This is a genomic window from Bacillota bacterium (genome assembly GCA_012842395.1).
In the GTDB taxonomy this organism is placed as follows: Bacteria; Bacillota; SHA-98; order UBA4971; family UBA4971; genus UBA6256.
The window spans coordinates 67982-89628 of sequence record DUSX01000030.1 but is presented as its reverse complement, the minus strand read 5'-3'; the positions used below and the strand labels follow the sequence as shown (position 1 = coordinate 89628).

The 21647-nt window shown below is 59.9% G+C and carries 18 protein-coding genes; all 18 read right to left on the bottom strand.

Annotated features, from left to right (window positions below; translation table 11 throughout):
* Positions 1 to 46: 46 nt before the first annotated feature.
* The 18 genes from GX515_09165 to GX515_09080 all read right to left on the bottom strand — a co-directional run bounded on the left by GX515_09165 (position 47) and on the right by GX515_09080 (position 21643).
* Positions 47 to 1027, bottom strand: a complete 981-nt coding sequence (locus GX515_09165) for a sugar ABC transporter permease (protein HHY33166.1) — start codon at positions 1025 to 1027, stop codon at positions 47 to 49.
* Positions 955 to 3333 carry a hypothetical protein gene (locus GX515_09160; protein ID HHY33165.1) on the bottom strand — a complete coding sequence of 793 codons (2379 nt, stop codon included), beginning with the start codon at positions 3331 to 3333 and terminating at the stop codon, positions 955 to 957. The genes GX515_09165 and GX515_09160 overlap by 73 nt, the downstream gene beginning before the upstream one ends.
* A 26-nt stretch (positions 3334 to 3359) precedes the next feature.
* The gene (locus tag GX515_09155) at positions 3360 to 4106 is read right to left on the bottom strand and encodes a sugar isomerase domain-containing protein (protein ID HHY33164.1); all 747 of its coding nucleotides are present in this window, start codon (positions 4104 to 4106) and stop codon (positions 3360 to 3362) included.
* Positions 4107 to 4251: 145 nt separating this feature from the next.
* Positions 4252 to 5298: a hypothetical protein gene (locus GX515_09150; GenBank protein HHY33163.1), complete on the bottom strand. Its 1047-nt coding sequence runs from the start codon at positions 5296 to 5298 to the stop codon at positions 4252 to 4254.
* Positions 5295 to 6056 (bottom strand): GntR family transcriptional regulator, encoded by a 762-nt coding sequence (locus tag GX515_09145; protein HHY33162.1) that lies wholly within the window; start codon positions 6054 to 6056, stop codon positions 5295 to 5297. The genes GX515_09150 and GX515_09145 overlap by 4 nt, the downstream gene beginning before the upstream one ends.
* 321 nt (positions 6057 to 6377) lie before the next feature.
* On the bottom strand, positions 6378 to 7217 hold the full coding sequence (locus GX515_09140; protein HHY33161.1) for a carbohydrate ABC transporter permease: 840 nt from the start codon (positions 7215 to 7217) through the stop codon (positions 6378 to 6380).
* A 14-nt stretch (positions 7218 to 7231) separates the two neighbouring features.
* Positions 7232 to 8101, bottom strand: coding sequence for a sugar ABC transporter permease (locus GX515_09135; GenBank protein HHY33160.1), 870 nt, complete (start codon positions 8099 to 8101; stop codon positions 7232 to 7234).
* Positions 8102 to 8293: 192 nt separating this feature from the next.
* Complete coding sequence (locus GX515_09130) at positions 8294 to 9592, bottom strand: sugar ABC transporter substrate-binding protein (protein ID HHY33159.1); 1299 nt, start codon at positions 9590 to 9592, stop codon at positions 8294 to 8296.
* A 453-nt stretch (positions 9593 to 10045) separates the two neighbouring features.
* A complete protein-coding gene (locus GX515_09125) occupies positions 10046 to 10840 on the bottom strand; it encodes a nucleoside phosphorylase (protein ID HHY33158.1) in 795 nt (264 codons plus the stop codon).
* 31 nt (positions 10841 to 10871) lie between these two features.
* Positions 10872 to 11615 (bottom strand): GntR family transcriptional regulator, encoded by a 744-nt coding sequence (locus tag GX515_09120; protein HHY33157.1) that lies wholly within the window; start codon positions 11613 to 11615, stop codon positions 10872 to 10874.
* A 462-nt stretch (positions 11616 to 12077) separates the two neighbouring features.
* A complete protein-coding gene (locus GX515_09115; GenBank protein HHY33156.1) occupies positions 12078 to 14108 on the bottom strand; it encodes a tetratricopeptide repeat protein in 2031 nt (676 codons plus the stop codon).
* Positions 14109 to 14280: 172 nt separating this feature from the next.
* On the bottom strand, positions 14281 to 15171 hold the full coding sequence (locus GX515_09110; protein ID HHY33155.1) for a hypothetical protein: 891 nt from the start codon (positions 15169 to 15171) through the stop codon (positions 14281 to 14283).
* A 286-nt stretch (positions 15172 to 15457) separates the two neighbouring features.
* Positions 15458 to 16075, bottom strand: coding sequence for a tetratricopeptide repeat protein (locus GX515_09105; protein HHY33154.1), 618 nt, complete (start codon positions 16073 to 16075; stop codon positions 15458 to 15460).
* A 103-nt stretch (positions 16076 to 16178) separates the two neighbouring features.
* Complete coding sequence (locus GX515_09100) at positions 16179 to 17891, bottom strand: PucR family transcriptional regulator (GenBank protein HHY33153.1); 1713 nt, start codon at positions 17889 to 17891, stop codon at positions 16179 to 16181.
* Between the two features lie 41 nt (positions 17892 to 17932).
* The gene (locus GX515_09095; protein HHY33152.1) at positions 17933 to 18877 is read right to left on the bottom strand and encodes a phosphate butyryltransferase; all 945 of its coding nucleotides are present in this window, start codon (positions 18875 to 18877) and stop codon (positions 17933 to 17935) included.
* A gap of 117 nt (positions 18878 to 18994) precedes the next feature.
* Positions 18995 to 20074 carry a butyrate kinase gene (gene buk / locus GX515_09090; protein ID HHY33151.1) on the bottom strand — a complete coding sequence of 360 codons (1080 nt, stop codon included), beginning with the start codon at positions 20072 to 20074 and terminating at the stop codon, positions 18995 to 18997.
* A gap of 64 nt (positions 20075 to 20138) precedes the next feature.
* On the bottom strand, positions 20139 to 21308 hold the full coding sequence (locus GX515_09085; protein ID HHY33150.1) for a UxaA family hydrolase: 1170 nt from the start codon (positions 21306 to 21308) through the stop codon (positions 20139 to 20141).
* A complete protein-coding gene (locus GX515_09080; GenBank protein HHY33149.1) occupies positions 21305 to 21643 on the bottom strand; it encodes a UxaA family hydrolase in 339 nt (112 codons plus the stop codon). The genes GX515_09085 and GX515_09080 overlap by 4 nt, the downstream gene beginning before the upstream one ends.
* Positions 21644 to 21647: the final 4 nt, after the last annotated feature.

Here is a 21647-nt window from a genome sequence, read left to right as displayed (position 1 = left end):
ACGCCTCACCGTTGGAGCCGTTGAGATGCTGCCGGTCCGGGTAGCGTCAGTCATACGTCACCCACCTCCCCTGATAGCGGAACTGCACGTACGTCACGGCGAATATGATGAGGAAAAGAACCCAAGCTATAGCCGCGGCATAGCCCATCTGGAACCACTCGAACGCGTTCTTGTAAATGTAGAACACCATGCTCTCCGTTGACCCTGCCGGCCCGCCCCGGGTCATGATGTACGGAAGCTCAAACATGTTGAAGACGCCGATGATGCGCATGACGAGCACGAAGAAGATCGTCGGAGAAAGCAGGGGGAGCGTGATGCTCCAGAACTTCCTCCATGGAGTGGCACCGTCGATGAGCGCCGCCTCATAAAGCTGTTCCGGAATGCCCTGCAGGCCCGCTAGGAAGATCACCATGTAGTAGCCGGCTGACTTCCATACATCCATCAGGATTAGCGCTGGCTTAGCCCATGTGGTGGAGTTGAGCCAGTCCGGAGGGTGGGCTATGCCGATAGTCCTGAGAAACCAGTTGACGAGTCCGAACTGGGGGTCGAGAAGCCACACCCAGACTATGCCGATGGCGATGGTCGAGCTTACCGATGGGAGGTAGAGGGCGGTGCGGAAAAAGGTCATTCCTTTCACGGCCCTGTTTACCAAGAGCGCCAGCACGAGAGAGACTGCCGTGCCTAGGGGAACGATGCCTAACGTGAAGTAAACCGTGTTCCGGAGGGCGCGCCTAAAGCTCTCATCCTGGGTGAGGAGCTTCGCGTAGTTGGCAAGCCCGACGAACACGGGAGGGTTGAATAGGTCCCACTCGTGAAGGCTGATCCACAGGGAGAAGACCACCGCAAACACAGTGAACACGAGAAATCCCGCGAGGTTCGGGGCGAGAAACAGCCACGCCTCCCATTGCTCGCGCCACCGCAACGAACGCCGCTTGCGCTGCACTGCAGGCACGATCACTCCTCCCCCTTTCCGTCCACATCCCAACGAAACACCGAGTATTCTGCCGCCGGGACGGGGAACAGCCATCCGTAATCGCCCGCTCGAATGACTTCGCGCTGCCAGCCGCAGGCCCCCGAATCGGTCCGGTATACCTCTACCGTCGGGCTGGGCGCCCGCGCGCCCGGCTCTGGCTCATCCGTCTCCACCTCAGCTTTAGTTGGCGCTGTAACGGTGACAACAAGATCCGCCCGCTTGCCCCGGTTCACGACGAGGACGAGCTCGTCGCGCGTCCCCTTCCACCTGCTCGCCTTGAGTCCGGCTGGGATTCGCAGCCCGAGGTCGTCCATGAACCTCGCGCCCGCCAAGTACGGTGCCGCGGCCTCTCTCACGCGGATCGCGTCCTTTAGAGAACGAAGCATGCGCGAGCGCACCCTCGCATCGCGGACGCGGGTTTCAAAGTGATCGGCCTCGACCCAGAAGATGCTGCCCAGGACGAACGCGCGGTCCAAATCGCGGTAGAACAGCTCTTCCTGCAGGGCGGGGTCTTCAACGTTGCGGGGATTGACCATATTGATGAGGGTGTGCTCCGGGAAGGTGAACTTGTAGAGATTGAAGAATTCGTCGTACCGCTCGCCGTTCCAGGCCACGTTGGCGAATACGCGGCTGCTGTATATGTCGCCGCAGTTCTCGATCATGAGGAACGCGTCCGGACGAAGTTCCCGCAGCCTTCGCGTCGTCCGCTCGATCAGGTCTACATAGGCCATGTTGAATCCTGAGGAGCCCTGCACTGGACTATGAGCATGAGAGGCGTAGCACGGCAGAGGCGTGGCTGAGCCCAACTGGTCGAAGTAGATCCCCCTAGCCCCGTATGCCTGGCACATCCAGACGGCGAATTCCTCCAGATAAGAGCGCCACTCCGGGCACGACGGGCACAACACCACCGTCTCCGCCGGGCCGTATCTTTCGGGGATCGGCTCCCCCTTCTCGTCGCGCAAAAGCCAGCGTTCACCCAGGGACGGCAGGTACTCGGAGTGCTGGTCCATGATGCGGCTGTTGATGTAGAACGTGGTGAAGCCGCCTGACTCCTGGACGTAACGGACCCCTTCGTAGAGCTTGAGCGGCGTCCCGAGCTCCAGGTCGGGATTGTAGTCAGGATAGTGACTGTCGAACCCCAAGTGATTCCAGCCTGCGATGAAGAAGTGACGGCTCCGGAACTCGGCCCTGTCGCGGTCAAACAGAGCGGGGATGTCCGCGAACCGGTGCGTTATGCCCTCGTGGCGCCGGAACTGGTAGTGGGTGGTGATCACCACTTCCCTCGCGAGGTCGGCCGGTTGTTCCTCCTGCTCGACCACACGGTCGAACCAGCCACGGTACTCCATCGCCGCCTCGTGCCAGTCCCCCGAATGGACGCGCCACACGACAGGGTTCGCCTCATACGCGCCTCCGGGCTCGATATCCACGTACTTCCGGAAGGCCAGCGCAACCCACGGATCGCGCGGTCCGCCGGTCTCCACGCGCAGCCCGGTGACGGGGAACGACGGGTCGTATGAGGCGACGTACAGCCCGATGTCACCGTCCGTGAGGTCCATCCACGTCATTGAAGCAAGGCCGCAGTAGTTGATCTCCCGGGCGTACCCGTAGGAGGTCGGGACGCTCTGAGCGCGCCCGAATCCGAGGTAGCGGTCGCTAGAAAGACTGGCGGGAACGTCATGGACCTTCTCGCCCGCATGATGCGGATAGAGCAGATCCGGCGTGCCCGGCAACCGGACGGGACCCAGGCGCGGGTAAAGGATCTCACGGACCGCGGCGCCGGCCCCGTTCGCAAGGACGAGCCCCCAGCTGAACGTGCCGTCGTCGCTGAGATCCAGCCAGTAGCGCCCGCTCACAGGCCAGGTCTGGAGGCCCGCCTGCCTGCCGGAAGCAGCCCCGGAAAGATCAACATCGCGAGGAGCCTGGGAAGCTGTAGGAACCCCGGGAACTGCACAAACCCCGGAAGCTGGGGAAGCCGAGGGCACCGTCACGCACTCGTTGAACTCCACCTCCACCGCGTGTACCCTCTCCTGCGAGCACCGGCACGAGCCTCGGGGGTGGCCTGTCGATGTTGGCGATGGTGCGCCTTCCGCGGCCGGGTCCCACATCTCCGCCCCGTGCGCCTGCGGCTGCCCGACACGCGGGGAGCGAGGCCCGAGCCCGCTTGAGACAACGCGAACGCCATGCGGGCACAGGCGAATCTTCCGGCCCTCGGCTACGAGAACGACCTCAAGGAAAGGTATTTCCCCCGTCTTGAGAGCGGGCTTTGCCAGGAGTGGTCTCCCGCTCACCGAGAGCCGCGCAATGGACGCGGAACCCGACTCGAGTTCGAAGTCGATGGCATCTTTACCGTACCAGGCCATCTCGTCTCTCCCACCCAAATGGAAGCTTAGTACCCCTGCCTCAGGTACTGGCGACGCATGGTTGCATTGAACTCATCGGCCCCAGGGAGGTGATTGCTCCTGTATATGCTCGGGCGCAGGCCGCGCTCGACCAGCCGCTCGATCACCGTGGCCTGCAGCTCCCACATGAGGTACGAGGCTGCGATGCCCGACACGGGACAGATCCGCTCGCCCCCGAGCGCGTCCACTTCCACCACGGCATCCCCGTACGGAACGCACTGGTCTAGCACGAGGTCCACCACCTCGTAAAGACGGCGTCCGCTCTGGTGCTGCGGAGTCATGCGCGCGGACGCGCCCACCGAGGTGAGCCCTATGGTCTTGACGCCCATCAGCCGCGCCCTTAAGGCAAGCTCGACCGGCAACACGGCGACGCCCGATACGGAGCCGATCATTAGGACATCCCCCGCGTCCAACTGGGCCCGCGTGAGAATGTACTCGGGGAGGTCCCGGATCTGGTCGAGAAAGAGCCGTTTCGGGTTCGGGGGGGTCGCACGCGGCCTGGACTCGTGGTCCACCCTCACCTCGACACGGATGGGGCTCACCATCATCAAGCCACCCGCGCGCCCAACAGCCTCCGTCATCAACATGTGCCCCGTATCGTAGAGGTTCCACGTGCCCCCGTTCACCACGGACTCCACGATTAGGGAGGCGGCCGCGTCTACGGCCGGACCCTGGGTTTCGTCGATCTTGCTCAGCACCTCTCTTAGGGCCGAGGAATACCGTTCCCGCAGCATAGGCTATGAGCTCCCCCTTTCCGGCCCCCACCTGGTCTTCGGCCACGCCCGATTCGGGAGGCCCTATGACCTCACGCAATGCCGCTCGCGCGACACACTCTCTCGCAGAACCTCGCAGAGCGCCACCAGATCACACGACGAGGTGTCACGGCGCAATGCCTTGTTTGAGAGGCGTCGCAGGCTGCAGCTCGACCGGGCAGACAATCGATTGTTCCAGCCTCGCGAGGTGGCCGTCGGTGATCTTCACCCCGTCAAGCTCGAGAGCGCGGAGGGCCGCGCCCACCCATGGCTGGAAGCGGGCTGGGACATACCGCGCCAGGGGCATCATGCGTTCGACTTCGGAGCGAAATGCCTCCAACACGACTGAGCCGGGCCTCATCACTCCACCCGTGGCCGAGATCGCACAAGGCTCCTTCTCCGCTCCCAAGCACGCGACCAGGCTGCACCCGAGGACAGCCAGCTCTTTTCCGGCACGTTCCAAGATGTCGCGAGCGACCTGGTCGCCATCCTTCGCGGCCTGGGTCACAAGGAGAGTCAGGCCGGCGATGCGTTGCCTGTTCAGCTCGTTGCTGTATATGAAGTGGCGCAGCTCCTTGTCGAACGAATAGTGTAAAGCGCGCCGGAAGATATCCCGCAGCTGGGTCGCGGGCCCGCGGCCATCCACTGCACGCGCGACCGCCTTCAAGGCCTCAACGCCGATCCAGTAACCGCTGCCCTCATCGCCCACGAGCGGCCCCCAGCCTCCGGTCGTGACCCAGCGGCCACGCCAGCGACCGCAGGCAAATGAACCGGTGCCAGATAGGACCACAACCCCGTCTCCCTGGGGCAAGGCCCCGCGGAATGCAGCATAGGCGTCGGATTCCACGACGATCTTCGCCTCCGGGACCACGGGCCTCAAGGCCCTCTCTGCGCTGTCGGCCGGAAAGCCAGGAGCCGAGAGATAGACCACCCGCACCTGCGGGAATGCTTCCTGGCTGCCGCCCCCGCCGGCCAGACCGCAGCGGCTAAGGGCGCCCAGGACCGCCTCCCTGACCGCATGCCTCGCATCACGGTCCGGGACAAAGAGCGTATTGGTCGGCCCGCCGTAGCCGAGGCCGAGGACCGCCCCGTCTGACGATATCACACAGCCGACAGTCTTCGTGCCGCCGCTGTCCACGCCGATGGATATCGATTGGCAAGGGTCGTTACTCAAGCAAGCTCGCCTCTTTCGTCGGAAGCTCCAGCAAACCGCCGCAACTGAAAGCGGAGGATGTACCTGTCGGCGCGGTACAGGGTCCGGACGTACTCCACCCTCTGCCGCCCGACACCTTCAACCGTCCTGTCTGCCACAAGAAGAACAAGCTGTTCACCCTGGGCACCGAGCAGGGCGGCCTCCTCCGGAGTCGCTAGGCGCGCCTGGATGTACTCAGAAGCCTTCAGGATCGCCAGGCGGTACCGGTCCTCAAGCAATCGTTCGATCGGATAGACCTCGAGGTCTTGCTGAAGAAGGTCGGGACAAAAGGCGCACGGAACGTAAGCTTCCTCGAGCGCCACGGGCACGGATTCGGCCATTTTCAGGCTCCGAATGAAGTAGACCTCGCTGCTCTCCGGCAGGTCGAGTTGCCAGGCAAGCTCGCCGTGCGCCTGAATGACTTGCCAGGTCAGCAGCTTGGAGCCTGGCATGAGGCCGCGGGCCCTCGTTTCCTCCTGGAAGCTACGCAAAGGCACCTCCGTGCCAGCGCTCTGGGGTCTCGTGACGAAGGTGCCGCGGCCGGGCGTCCGGTCAAGGAGGTGGTCCGACACCAGAGCGGCGACGGCCCTCTTGATGGTGGATATGCTGACCCCGAACTCCTGGCTCAGCTCGGCCTCAGAGGGAAGACGCTCGCCCGGTGCGAGATCCCCGGACAGGATGCGGTTCTGCAGATCAGTTTTGATCCTCAGGTAATGCGGAAGCTTCACATCAGCTTTCAACGCGTCGTCATCACCTTAATGCCATTAATGCTACTAACATTCCATTCCTTGTTTTTCGATGTCGGCTCTGAAAATCCTTCTTTCCCCAAGAGTTTTCTGAAGCGGCTAAGAAGGCGTGGCTTGGAAAGCGGTGACCGGTAGAAGATATCGCCCCGGGAGCGGTACACGCCGCCGGGGCTACAACACATTATCAACCATAGGTCTGGCCTTCACAGACTGGCCTCCCAGCGCCCTCCGAGCAGGTCAGGATCGGGCGCTGCTGACGCAACCGCGCTGCCTACCCACTCAGTGCCACTCAGCGCCCAGCACCTGCTCACTCGCTCACTCCTTTAACCCTGCGCCCGTAACACCGCTCACGTAGTATTGCTGCAACGGGAGGATGAGGACCACAGGAACGACGACCGCCAGGACGGACGCCGCAAACATCTGGCTCCACATCATGAGGTTCTCCTGGTTTAGCTGTGCGATGGCCACCTGAATGACCGTGAGCCTCGGGTCGCGCGCCGCGATCAGCGGCCACAGAAACGACTCCCACTGGAAGAGAAAGAGGATCAAAGCCGCGCTGATCGTGACCGGCTTAGCCAGAGGCATGTAAATCTTGGCAAACACAGTCCACCAGGATGCGCCGTCGATTCGGCCGGCGTCAACGTAGTCCTTGGGAATGCCCATGAAGAATTGCCTGAAAAGGAATATGGCGAGGCCGTTTGAGACTGAGGGAAGAATGAGCGCCCAGTAGGTGTCCACCAGCCGCAACCTGTTGGCGACCTGGTAGAGAGGTATGGCTATGGCCTCGAAAGGTATCATGAATGACACCAATACCAGGAAAAAGAGAAGACTCTTGCCCCGGAAACCGAACACTGCAAACGCGAACCCACACATGCCGTTTATGAGGACCCCAGCGATGAGGGTCGCGAACGACACAACAAACGAATTCACCAGAACCCTGCCGAAGCCCTTTTCAACGAACAGGGCGCGATAGGCACTGAGTGTGGGGCGCACGGGAACGAATGCTCTCCACGAGAATGGCATCAGATTCTCGAATATCTGCTGGTCGCTCTGCAGCGACGAGACTAAGGTCCAAATCAGGGGGACCAATGCGAATACGCTCAACAAGACGAGGACGACGTATAGCCCGATCCTGTGTTCCTTTCTCTCGACCACCGTGTCTCCACCCCTCACTGTTCAGAGCGCAGTAGCCTAAACTCCAGTCCGACGGTCAGCAGGACAAGGAGGAGTATTACGACGACGATCGCGCAGGCTTTGCCGCGGTCTCCGTATATGAAAGCATTTCGGAAGGCCTCGTACATCAGCACGTTAGTTGACATCGCCGGGCCGCCCTTTGTCAGTAGGTACATCGGGACGAAAAGCAGGAAGTTGGCGCTTGTGTCCGCCACCACGACGAATGTGAGCGTTCTTTTCAAAAGAGGAAATGTTATATACCTGAAGGTTTGCAGCCCGTTGGCACCATCTATGGTGGACGCCTCATACACGCTGGTCGGCACCTGTTGAAGCCCGGCAAGTATGAAGATCATCCAGTATCCGGCCGCTCGCCATGTCGTCAACGCAACTATCGACCACATGGCCTGACGAGAGCTGGTCAAGAACGGCTGGGGGCTTATCCCAACCATAGCCAGCATGGAGTTTATCAGACCCGAGTTCGGGTTCAGCATTAACCCCCAGAGCACACTCGCGACTGTCGTGGACACAGTCACGGGCATGAAGAATATTGTGCGAAATACGTTTATCGCCTTTCCGTCCCTGTTCACGAGCAACGCAAGGATGAGGGCAGCGCATATTTGCACGGGGTTTATTACGAGAGTAAAGAGAAGCGTGGCCTTGAACGATTGCCAGAACGTTGGATCCTGCACCAGGAACTTGTAGTTTTCAAGCCCCACCCAGCGTACGTTGCCTATCCCCGAGAAACCGGTGGTCTGAAAGCTACTGACAAGCGCATTCGCTATCGGAAACAGTCTGAAAACAAGCAGGCCTGCGAGTGCCGGCGCGAGGAAGAAGTAGGGCGAAAATGCCTCAAGTTTCCTTGATATGTTCTGCAAGACTCATCACCTCTGGCGGACAAAGCCCCCTTATGGGAGCTTTGTCCGCTGTGTGTGTCCGGGGCTGAGGCTGTTGAACCTCCCCTAGCAGCTGTCAATTCGCGCCACCCCAGCAACTGCTTTGCGGGCTTTGAATGGGCCGGGATGGCATAATGCGGGAGCGTCCAACGCTCTCGGACCCTCCTATTTGTACTTCAACAGCATGCTATCGATCCTTGCAGCGGCCGAGCTTAACGTGCTCTTGACGTCCGCCCCGTTACGTATGTCCTCAATTGCCTGCGTGAGCACCTGTTCCCATTCCAGGTATCCGGGAGTGAGCGGGCGCGGAACAGCGGTGTTCTGCGCCTCGTAGGTGCCCAGCCTGTAGATGTCGTCCGGCCACTTGCTGAAGCGAGGATCTGAAGCTATGTAGGCAAGAGAGTTCTTATTCGGCGGCAGATGGCCATCAAGTTTGAACCATTCCACGCACCCTGGCGCCGTGGTAAGGAACTTCACCCACTTGGCCGCTGCATCGGGAACCTTCGTATATTTGTTGATTCCCAGGTGCCAGCTTCCTGTAGGAGTCGCCGCGACCCCACCGGCAAAGTACGGGTGAGGCGCGTAGTCCCATTCAAGGCCGGGGGTATTCTGGAGCGTCTTGTAGTTGAACTCGCCCGCCACCAGCATCGCCAAGCGCCCACTCGTGAAGTAGTTGACCGTCTCTTCGGTGGTTATCCCCTTGGGGGCCACCTTGTACTTGTTGAACAGGTCTTGATAGAAGGTGAACGCCTTAACCCACTCCGGTGAGTCAATGTAGCCCCGTGATTTCAGACCGTCGTCGCTTATGCCCTTTCCTCCGAGGGAGTTCGGAAGGGCAAGGCACTGATATGGCCTATTGACTTGGTTCAAGCATATACCCCAAACTTCAGGGATACCGTCCTTGTTCTTGTCGATGGTGAGCTTCTTTGCTAGTTCTAGCACTTCCTCCCACGTGAGCCTGTCTTTCGGGTCCTTGGACAGCGGCGCAATGCCGTTTTCCCGGAAGATGCGCTTATTGTAGAAAAGAACTTGCGTTGAGTTGTTAAGCGGCGCGGTCATCAGCTTCCCACCGGCTTTCGCAGCCTTTAGGGAAGCGTCAACCCACTGGCTTTGTTCACTTTGCGTGAAGTACTGGTCTAGAGGCAAGAGATAGCCGCGGGACGTGTAGGCAGCCACCAGCGGTCCATCCACGAATAGAACATCAGGCGTTGAGCTTTTTGACCCAAGCTTGACCTCGGTTATCTCCATCAATTGCGTGAACGGGTAGTACTCGACCTTGATCTTTATGTCCGGGTTCTGTTTCTCGAACATCTCAACTAGCTTGGGCAACGCTTCATTGTATGGAGCCGCCGCCATGCTGGTCATAGTAACGATGGTCTCGCCGTACGCGCCGCAGGTCACTCCAAGGAGCATAACGGACATGACAACCAGGATAAGCCATTTCACCGTTCTTCTCATGCCCATCGCCGGCTACCTCCTCGTCATTCTTCGTTATCCCTCGTCATTCCAGGTACTTGAAGAGAACCGTGTGACACACGACCTCCTAGAACCACCTCAGGGCCACCTCGGCAAACCGTCATAACTTCGCGCTGCCCCTAAGCACCGAGGGCCTGCCTAGCGCCATGGATGAGCCTTGCCATCGCGGGACCGGCGACCGACGACGCGGTGACAGCGCCTACGACGCGCCGCGTCTGAATCCGGCGCGGAGGAGCGCCGGAATTCTCCGGGTCCCCGTGATGCAAAGGATCGACCATCGGCGCCTTTAGCAGTCTCGTGAAAAGAAACGAAAGCCCCTAGCGCCCTACCGAGGTGATTCTTAGGAGTAGCAGACAACGAACCCGTGCGCTCTCGATCGTCCTCGTCCGCCAGGACCCTGTCTTCGCCTTAGCTGGACTGTCCGCGGAGAGTGCCTTCCCTCTAACAAATCAAACCACCAGTGTACGCTTTCACGACAGCTTCCAACGCGATCTTGATGGAGTTCCTGACCCCCCTCTCAATCACCTCCCTGTCAATGCGCGGAACCGATAGGTCGACCACATCTTGCTGCGACTGCAGGCCTCTGTTTGCGAAACACGTCCCGATGAGGCCACAATGAACCCCCCTCAGCGCCCCCACGACGAAAAGGGCTGCTCCTTCCATTTCCATGGACGTGACACGCTTTCTAGCCCACGCCTGAAAGTATTCAGGAGAACGACTGTAGAAACACGAGTGGCTCCAGTTGATTCCCACGTGCACCGGAATTGAAAGCTCCCTGGCAGATTGAACCAAAGCTTGGACTACATCCGGGGAAGCGACCGCGGGGTAGTTCTGCTGGACATAGTACTGGGAGGCGCCGTCATCTCGGACGCATGCGTAAGCGATGACTACGTCGCCCTCATGAACCTCTGGTTGGAGGCCCGCCATGCTGCCGACGCGGATTAAGAGCTTCGCGCCGACGTTTATGAGCTCCTCGTAGGCGATCGCTGCGGAAGGCCCCCCCATACCGGTCGATGTAACCGAGACAGGCCACCCCTTGTATGTGCCGGTATATGTAATCATCCCTCGGTTCTCCGCTTTCTTCTCGGCCCCATCCAGCATGGCCACGATTTTCCCGACGCGACCCTGGTCGCCCGGCACAAGCACTGCAGGAGCAACGTCTCCTGGCTTGCAACAGATGTGGTACTGGTCCCGGCCCTCAAGTCCGGTTGGAAGACGAAAATCAACCTTTTCCAAGTACGAAGTCACATGTCTCCACCTCAGCCTCTCATATTTTCCTACGCACGACGACACACCGGTATCGGGCCGTCTCTATGAAGTCTCGAGAGTAAATGACGGGCTTCCCCTGGCCGGAGTAGTGTACTTCTTTGAGCAGCAGAAGCGGATGGCCGCGCGGCACATCGAGGAGGTCGCTTATGGGCTCAGGCGCGGCAACCGCTTCTACATCGGAGACTGCGTATTTGACGAAGATCTTGTAACGCTCGAGCACCTCGAAGAGGCATAGGCTCTTTTCCGCCGCGTCTTTCAAACGCGCGCAAAAGGCAACCGGGTCCGAGAATAAACGACCCGGGACGAAGCTGTCACCTAGGATGATCGGGACATCATCACTCAGATACAACTGCCGGGCGTACACAACTTGCTGGGTCTCATCTCCAAGTCCGAGTGCAGAACGGATCTCGTCGCTAACGTCGTTGATCACAGCGATGGTAGTTGAGACGATCTTCGGTTTCTGTCCAGCCGCGCGAACTATCTTTGGAATACCCCGAAGGACCTCAAGCCCCCCGATGACCGGGCCGTGGTTTACTACAGTGAATGTACCGACCCCTTGGCGTCTGAACAATAAACCCTCTTTCTCAAGAGTTCTGATGACTTCGCGGATGGTGGACCGCCCCGCACCTGTCTCAGCGCACAGCTCTGACTCGCTGGGGAGACGTTGGTTCGGGCCCAGCTTCCGAATGAGGTCCCTGAGATACTCCTCCACCTCATCGCTCACAGAAACTCGTTGACGCATATCCTCCCCAGCCTTCCTCCGGTCGTATCAACACTTGTATGGATGACCAATGCCCAAGTCAAGACGATGTCCAGGCGATGCCCCAATAGTCTGACACATCAGTCACCTGACATCAGACTATTGTCAATATGAAGCTACCACAAAAGTGGCACTGGGTCAATAGATGGATGCAGGTCCATGCCCAAATGTGATATGGCCATCAAGTGCCCCTGCTACGTCAACCTGGCAGTTAGGCTGGAGGCTTTCGGGCCCGCGCAAGCGGGTCTGTCTCCCCGGGCCTGTCTCTAGAAGTCCATGACGTGGAGCGTAGGCAGGACGCAGGGTACGGGGACGTAGGCAACGTAGGCACATAGGCGAGACCTCGCGTTCGCGGTCGCGGTCGCCGTCCGACGCCCTGGCAACAGATGGGGAAAATGGTCACCACGCGATTTGCTGCCGTCATACATTATCGTGGGGGCCCAATCAGCGTCCGCCTCGTGGCGCGCGCCGCCCTCTCTTGAAACCAGCGCTTTTCGCTGCCTCTTGCCTCGCCCCACCTTGCCCACTCTCGTCCGGAGCCTCACTGGGTGCCTTCCGGCACGCGCGCTCTGGCGCTCCAGCGGCCGGAGGGCGTGATCCGAGAAGCTTCGCGAGGCCCTCGCGCAGCTCGAGCGGAATCACCGCGACTTTGCACCGACGCCCGTCGATGACAGCTCTCCCAACAAATAGCAAGGCCTTGAGTCGAAGCCTTCCGAGGGTGGACCTAGGTGGGGTTTCTTCCCACCAAAACCCGTCGCCCTCCATGGAGCCGAACCGCCGAGTGAGAGCCGAGATTTTGGCCCACCCCCCTTCATTGAGGACAAAGCGGAGGGCTGCTCTTTCGTCTTCCTCCAGATTCGACACGATTTCCTCCATGTGGCGCAGATCGACGAGGCGTCGCGTGAGTGCTTCCGCCCGCTCTTTCCTGTGTCTAGTAGACGCCGGATCGATACCGTGCGCTTCGCAAGCAGCGTTGACCCATCCCGCAGGCACTGTGCGCACGGCCTGGGATAGTTTTGTGTTTAGCGAGATAGGCTTGTCCTCCTGGTCTTCGCGCCAAGACTCTGCAACGACCGCCGCGACCTCGCTCGGCCTGACTGTTAAGAGCTCGAGGCGATCTATCTCGTCCTCGAGGAGCGGGAGCTTTTCGCGGATCTCGTCGGTCGCGCGGCGGCGATCTATCTGGTCGGCGTACTTCCTGGCGCGCATGGGGTCACCGCGTTGTATGTAGAGCCCAGCAAGGTTGAAAAGCACAGCGGGGTCGCTCGGCGCGACGTCCTTCAGAGTAAGGAGAAGACCCTCGGCCTCATCCAGCTGGTCCTTCCTCCTTAGAAGGTTGGCCAACATTAAGATGGCAGGCGGGTAAAAGCTGCCGCGTTCGAGTAATGGCCGCAGCTTCTCAATCGCCTCGTCGATTTTGCCTACGCTGCGGAGAAGGCTCGCCTCCTCTAGCAACACCTCGACAGTCTCGTCTGGCTCCTCAGCGATCTTGGAAGTCCGGATGACCAGGTACCTCGGCTTGCCGTCCACCACTGCCTCGATGGACTCACCCTCTTTATAAATACCCAGTTCCACGAGGGCATCTGCGGCGGCCACTTTCATCTCCTGGCCAATGTCAGCGGGCGCTGACAGAATGCGCTTCGCCAAGTCCAGCCCCCAGTCACCCCCATACCGAATAATGGTCCCCAGCTGCGCGGCTGCAAGCCGTTTTCCCTCGTAATCGCGAGATGCACCGAGGATGCTCCCAAGCGCGAGCATGCGAAACCAGCCCTGCTGCGCCAAACTTCGCAGGTCATCAGCGGTCTTGTGCCCCTTGATTTCATGCGGTTCCGGCACGTGGTACTCCAAGGGAAACGGCGGCACGGTGCCCGCGTCCACGGCACTCGCCACCGTGACGTACACGTCCGCGAACCCCCATCCGCGCGGGGCCACTGCCCTCCAAAACGACACAGCTTGCGAAAACCGGCCGAGATTGAAGGCGGCGACGCCGGCCAGGAACCGATCCTCAGGATTAACGTGATATCTCTCCCACTTGCGATACAGGTCGAGGACTTGGCGGTGATGACCGAGGTCTCCGGCGGCCCTCTTGATGATCACAGTATACTCGCGCCACGGCTCCTCGGCGGCCAAGCCCGCTGGCACCACAGTCTTCATTCCCGTTTCAAAATCAGATATGGCTCTGGCAAGGTGCCTCTCAGCCTCCCCCCGACGCCCTAACGCCGCAAAGACTTGCGCCGCCAGGGCGTGCGCGAAGGGATTCAACAACTCCGCTTCAAGGTTGGGCTCAAGCGCCCCCAAGGCCCCCTTGAGGTCTCCCTGCTTGAAGCGGCACGCCGCTAGATTATTGCGGGAAGAAGGGTCCGGATCGCTCTTCGCCAGCCTCTCGAATACCTTCTGTGCCTCCTCAAACTCCCCTCTTCTCATGTATTCGAGGCCCTTCGCCCTGAGCGCGTGTATTTCGTTGGAGGTGCCCATGTGCATCAGTCCTTGACGAGCGATTTCATGTTTTAGCCTTCCCGCTTCCCGGCATTGCTACTGCATTGCTACTGCGGCTCTTGCCGGCGTCGTCCCACCCCTTTGACGCGGATGCGGCAAGAGGAGCCGGCAGGTTCGGCGGGTTCGAGAAGCGTGCCCAACCTAGATCGCATCATATCGCATCATCCGGGGCAGCGTCCGCCCACTCGAAGCCGAAGTCGCGCAGGGTTTGCAGAAACTCGCGGTTGCCTTGGGACATCTGATCGGCACGGTAGTGCAGGCCGAAATACCTCTGCGCCGCGTTTATGAACCCCTGAGCCTGAATGCGCGCGAGGCACTCCTCCGCCAATGCCTCACCCCCGACGGCGCGACAGACATCGCTGATCTCGCGGAGTCGCTCGGGAGTGGGGACCACCTTGAGGGTCGGATACTTGGCTCGAAACGCCTCTACCAGCCTCGCGTCGTCCATCTCACGGTAGGCCTCATCGTGAACCACTACGTCGACACCAAGGCGCCGCGAGGGGCGCGACTCCTTAGCGGGATAGCCCAAGCAGAGCAGCACAACGGGAAACACGCCGCAAGGAAGGCTGAACATCTCGCGTAGCTCTCGGAAGCACTCCAGCACACTCCCCACATACACCGACCCAAGGCCGAGCGCGTCCGCGGCCGTGCATACGTTCTGGGCGCACATCACGGTGTCTTGGAAAGCGATCCAGAAATGCCTGAAGCTTTTTCTCGCCGCAAAAGGCGCAGCCTCAAGGGCTGCCCAACGCTCCAATCGGTGCAGGTCGATGCAGAACAGGAGGTCCACGGGCGCGCGAGCGATGAAAGGCTGGTCCTCACAGAGCTTGGCCAGCCTGTCCTTGGTGGCCTGGTCTTCTATCTTGATTATGCTGTATGGTTGCAGGTTGCCCCCGGTGGGCGCCTGGATGCCTGCCTCGAGCACCTGTCGCAAGACATCGGGCGGGGTCTTGTCGCTAGTGAAGTTGCGGCAGCTCGCACGCTCCATGAGGAGGCGCAAGGTTTCGCGCGCACCGGACGCTGTGTTGTTCACTTGGATCACCCTTTATCAACTCTGTCTGTCAACTCCATCTACCGCTATTATAAGGGGTCTCGCAAGTCTATGGCCAGGCCTTACGTCAGACTGCGGGAGGGGAACTTCGGCGGCTGGGGCGTTGGGCATGCCGTTAAGGGGGGAATTCTGACCGATCCTGACCACAGTTGACACGATGATGTCCAGTGGCAAGGTCTGCCCATCCACAGAACGCGAGGCACACCTCGCGTATCATTCTCGAGGACACTCTGGATGGGTAGAAGTGCAAGATGCGCGACCGCTGGACGGTGCCGGCTCAGTGGTCCGCAGGAACGCCCGGGAGAGCACGACCGCGGCTCTGCAGATCAAGGCAGTACGCCAGGTTTCCGCGGGCAAGCTCGTTGTCAGGGTCAAGCTCGACTGCCCGCTCCAACACCGTCTTCGCACCGTCAAGGTCCCCAGCTTCCAGCAGCGTATATCCGAGGTCATTCACATAGACGGCGTTGCCAGGCTCAAGCTCGACCGCACGCCTCGAGTGGGAGACCGCCTTCCGATAATGACCAAGCTTCGCATAGCAGTAAGCGATACCGTTGTGCAACGCTGCGCTCTCAATGCGTCCGAGGCCGACCCGGTAGGTCTTCACGGCCAGCCGGTACTTGCCTGCTTTCTCGTAGATTCCGGCAAGCGCCTCCACGAGTTCCACCACTAGATCTCGGTCACCCGCCGCACTGTCCAGAGCACGCCCAAGAAGCTCGCGGGCCTCTGAGTGCCTTCGAGTCTGAGCGCAAATCTGAGCCAGCAGGTTGAGAGCCTCGATGTTTCCTGGGTCAAGCTCCAGAACCGTATGAAACCTGGCTTCGGCTGTTTCGAGGCTCGCCATCCCCATCCTCACCAACAACGTCTCCGCTATTCCGAGCTCGAGAAAGTACTCCACTTCCTCACTGTAGTGTGGCTTCGGCTCTACGCGAATCCCCTTCCTTCTTGCGCTCGCTCACGGATGAGCGTCCAGATCCATCTAGGCTGCTCGGGGAGCAACCTCACGAAAACAGCTGTACATACCTTCGTAGCTTCAGCGCCAGTTCCAAATTGAAGCACACCTCGTGACTACGGAGGTCAACACCGAGAACCTTCTCCAACCGTCTGAGCCTGTACTTCATCGTGTTGATGTGGACATGCATGGCCGCAGCGGCTGCCCGGATGTTGCCGTTGGAAGCAATGTACTCTTCTAGGCTGGTCAGAAGCTGGGTGTGGTGAAGCCTGTCGTACTCGACAAGACGCCCTATCTGCTCGCTGATGAACGTTTCAAGCTCTTTGGGATCGCTCGCGCGAGACAGGAGCCGGTAAAGCCCGAGGTCGTCGAAGTGTATCACGCTGTTGTCTCCAAACAGCGCCCTCCCTAGCCCCACGCACTCCCTCGCCTCACGATAAGACCTTGCCAGCTCGAGGACGTCCGGGTAGAAGCGCCCTATGCCAACCGACACGGTCATCGGCGCAATCTCACTGTTCACAGCCTTCTTAATTGAGTGCGCGATCTCCATGGCTGTCTCTTTCGCGCGGATCGCGTCAGTGTTCCTGTCTACAGGGACCAGGACGACCATTCCGCTTCCATCATCGAAGCACAGCATGCCATGCCCGCACGAATCGTTGGAGGATCGCGTAAGCCCAACGACACGCAGTATCCGATCCCTCACGATATCCACCGTGTTCTCGGCTCGGGGATTCTGGCTGACCACGTCCCGCGAGTCAAGGCTCACCATGAGCAGAATGTGCGGAGTTGCGAAATTCCAACCGAGCGCCCTCGCGCGCTGAATCAGCGCCTCCCGGTTCTGGAACCTGGAGTTCACGACGTCCTGCCAGAAGCTACTCCTGAACCTCCGCTCTACCTCGGCCGCAGCTTTGGCCTTGAGGGTCTCCAACGCGGCTCCGGTCGCTGCATGCTGAATCGCAAGAACATCCACCCTGCTAAGCGCCCGCCGTGTGGGTTCCAGCGCTATCACGCGCCCGTAATGGGCGTTGTCCGTTCTCACCTCGGTGACGATGAAAGTGCGCACCTGCCCATCTGAAGTCTCAGAGGATATGCGATAGACGTTGCTTGGAATACTCCCATCTTTGAGACTGAGCTCAACTGGTTTGCCCGCTTTGAGGCGTTCGACCTCCTCGTCCCAACATACGGCGGCGGGCTCGTCCGGGTCGCCGGCCCGGTTAGTCTGAGCCAAGAGATTCCACTCGGTGTCCACTATGGCGACAGGCGTTCTGACTTGAGACGCGAGTACATCTGCGATGGACGGCAGCCCTGCGCCCTTGAGCACCGCGTCGATGAACTGGGTGTGTATCTCGAACGAACGCCTGAGAACGCTGGCTTGCCTGTCGAGGATCTCGGACAACATCGGGTTGATCACATCTATCCAGGCAAGCTCATATGGGATCTCCAGGATCGGGAGGCCGACCTCGTCAGCATAGGAAAGCACTTCAGCTGGGAGGGCGTCCACGAAACGCCGGAGTTTGATACCTAGAGCCGACGCTTTTTTGAGAACCAAATTCCTCACAAAAGCGAGCTGTGCCCCAGGATCGTCTTTGATCGAGTAAGCGGTCGTGAGGACGAGCTCTCCTCCCCGAAGCCACTCGACCGCGTCCGGCGCATCCACGACGGTAACGGACTCGATGGCGTTGGAGAGGCCCGCCTCGCCTGCGATCACCCGGGCTAGGTTTAGAGGGTTCAGTCCCAACGCCTCTCCCACTGTCAACTGCACTCGGGCTTCAACCTCCCCAAAAGCTCCCTCAACATCAGCCGCTACAGCAGGGCCGCCACAGCCATCGAATTCAGTTTGGTCTGTTTCGAATCCGCCCTAGAGGTCAGAACGATAGGGCATCTCGCTCCTGTCACAACTCCGGCCGCGCGGGCACCTGTGAGGTATATTATGGACTTTGCAAAGATGTTGCCTGAGTTGAGGTCAGGGCAAATCAACACATCGGCTGCGCCCGCAACGTCAGATGTTATCCCTTTGTGTGCAGCGGCCTCCTTTGACAGAGCGTTGTCTAGCGCCAACGGCCCGTCGACGAGTGAAGGCACGCCCTTTATCTGCCCTCTCTTGTTCATCATCGTTATGACAGCCGCGTCAACACTCCCAGGTATCGACGGGTTGATGGTCTCAACGCACGATAGAAGAGCTACTCTGGGCCTTTCGATCTTGAGCGCGCTAGCGACTTCGAGCGCTCCCTCGACGATCTGGACCTTCTCTTCGAGGCCAGGAGAGATCACTATGCCGACATCTGCGACAAGGAGAAGCCGGTCGAGGCCGGGGATCTCATAGATGCCGGTCTGTGAGAGGATGCGACCGCCAGCAAGCCCCGCTTCCTTGCTCAACACGGCTTTCATGAAGTCTTTGGTCTGAACATGGCCTTTCATTAGCATGTCGCATGATCCCTCGGCCACCGCCCGAACAGCCTCGGCGCATGCCTCGCGGTCGCTCTCTGTGCTTATGACCTTGAAGCTGCGTTTCCAAGCTGAGGCTGAAGTCGAGTCCAGCGCCGAGTCCAGGGCCGAGCTCAACCGTGAGTCCCGAGCCGAACTCAACCGCGAGGGCTCGGTGACGTAGAGGATCCCGCCGGAGATCACACCGAGCTCAACCCCCTCTGCCAGCGCCTGCAGAATGACCGGGTCGCCAGCCCCCGCAACCGCCACGGTTCTGCCGGGCCGCGCTTCGCACTCCGCGAAGATGTCCTGAAAACTCTTCATCCAACGTTCTTCCTTTGCCTCGTCTTTTCCGGTTCCGTGGATCTTCTGTTGCTTGCGTTCTACGTCAGTCGGGATTGCACGTCCGACATCCTGTCGCTCCGCTCGCAACCTCCGTTCTCACTCGTATACCTTGGCGGGCTCATCGTTTCTGAGCACCCTGAGCACCCCGAGGGCCAAGGACTCGAGTTCGTTTTCGCCTGGAAAAACGAGAACAGGTCCGATAAAGCTGATCCTGGCCTTGACCCATTCCACGAGGCGAGACGAATAGGCCATCCCTCCTGTGAGGACTATAGCGTCCGCCTTGCCCCCGAGGGTCGCTGTGAAGCTCGCGATGGCTTTGGCGAACCCGTAAGCCATCGCGCGGAGGACGAACTCCGCATGTTTATCCCCGCTGTCGATCCTGGCTTCGACCTCGCGGATGTCCCGCGTGTTAAGGTGCGACATGAGCCCGCCGCCCCCTACCAGCATTCGCAGGACCTCTTCTTTGGAAAACCTGCCCGAATAGCACAGGTTCACGAGGTCAAGGGTCGGGAGCGCACCCGCCCGCTCTGCCGCGAACGGCCCTTCTTTGTCACAATTGTATAGATCTACCATCCTTCCGTCAACGTGAACGCTGACGGACCCTCCTCCGCCCATGTGGGCGACGATCAGTCGCGCGTCTTCGTACGACATGCCAAGCACCTTCGCGGCTCTCCTGGCCATGGCTTTCATGTTAAGAGCATGGGAAAGGCTGTTCCGCTGGATCTCCCGCACCCCGGTCACCCTTGCGATATCGTCAAGCTCGTCAACGGACACGGGATCCACTACAAATGCAGGAACGCCAACGCGCCTCGCGATCTCGTCCCCGATTATGCAAGCGAGGTTGGACGCATGCTCCCCTTGGAGTCCCCGTCTGGAATCGCTCAGCATGCGGTCGTTCACAAGATAGGTCCCGCTGGCCAGAGGTTTCAACCTACCGCCCCGGCACGCTACCGCCGAGACGCTCCCAAGGTCGAATCCGTGGTCATCGAGAGCTTTATAGACAAACCCGCGCCTCCAGTCCAATTGGTCGAGGATCCGCTCAAACCTGGAGAGCTCTTGGGCGGAATGAGAATAGGATTCCGAAAACATCGGCGTTTCGTCCAAGTACACAGCAACTTTCGTTGACGTAGACCCAGGATTGATTACCAGAATGCGAAAGCCATCTCTGCGCTTCACGCGCCAGCCCTCCTCCGGAAACTGACCCTCTCAACGATCAATGTCGCTCCGATCAGTGCAGCAATCAGTACACGGTACAATAGGTGCCTCGGCGTCTCATAGCGAATTCCCTGTGCCCATTTCTCTCGGAAGCAGTCGTGGCACCAGAAGCAACGTCCAAGAGGAAGTCAACGATTCTCTGCGCAACCGAGTCAAGGGACTCGGCACCGTCGGCTATGCCGCCCGCATTGATGTCGATGTTTCGCCTCATTCGGAGATAAGTCGGGGTGTTGCTCACCACCTTCACCACAGGTGCTATCGCCGATCCAGTAGGTGTCCCGCGTCCGGTGGTGAAGATCCCTATCTGAGCGCCGCCGGCCATCATCGCGGTCATGGACTCGATGTCGTGACCCGGGGTGTCCATTATCACGAGCCCTGACTTCGACGGACGCTGTGCATACTCGACCACCTCGCGTATGGGGGTGATCCCGCCCTTTCTGATGCATCCGAGGGACTTCTCTTCTATAGTGGTGAGGCCGCCTGCGATATTGCCTGGTGTGATGTCGCCCAACTCGCCGAAAGGTCCGATCCGGGAGAGTTCCTCCTCAGTCTTGGCCACGACGGCCATGATACGTCTCCGGACCTCCTCGTCTGCTGCCTGGTCCGCAAGAATGTGTTCCGCGCCTAGAAACTCCGTGACCTCGGAGAGTATCACCGTAGCGCCCAGCCCCACCAGAATGTCGCTAGCTCGTCCCACTGCGGGATTCGCAGTGAGGCCCGAGAATGCGTCCGAAGCTCCGCATTCCAAGGCTACCACTAGCTTGGATACCGGCACGTCCACACGCGACGCCGACTTGCTCTCTCTGACGAGACGCTCGGCGATTGCCAGCCCCTTTTCCGTCGCAGCGAGGGTGTCTCCTTCATCTTGAATCGATACCACCTCAACCGGCTTCCCGGACTTTGCGACTTCGGTGGCTACCTCGTGGACGGATACGGTTTCGCACCCAAGCGCGACCAACAGGACCCCGAAAACGTTCGGATTCGACGCGGTCCCTGCCAGAACGCAGGTCATCTCTTGGTTAGACGCAGGATCGAGCGTGCACCCATATGGATGCGTCACGGCCACAACTCCTGGCACACACCTTGCTATCTCCTCAGCGACAGCACTGGCACATACGACTGTGGGCAGGACCAACACGTGGTTTCTTGTGCCCGCACGCCCATCAGGCCTTTCATATCCTAAGAAGGTTCTCACTGGCCTCGACTCGCCCCCTTGGCCTTGCCTCTGAGACTTTGGACGTTGTGAACATGGACGTGAGTTCCAACCTCGATGTCGCACGTCGCCCGGCCTATAGCGGTTCCGTACTTGACCACGAATTCGCCTTTGCCGATGGGACGAATGGCCACCTTGTGTCCGGAGGGTATGTCCTCAACAAGTCGAAGCGTATCCCCGGAGGCAAGCGCGAGTTCCTCACCCCTCCTGCCGGGTCGTAGGAGCGTGGCCACATTGTCGCGGTCGTCCAACACTAGAAGCGCCTGACCTGCGGCATTCCCATTCTTCTCAGAATCCTCGGAACTGGGAAAGCCCACGTAG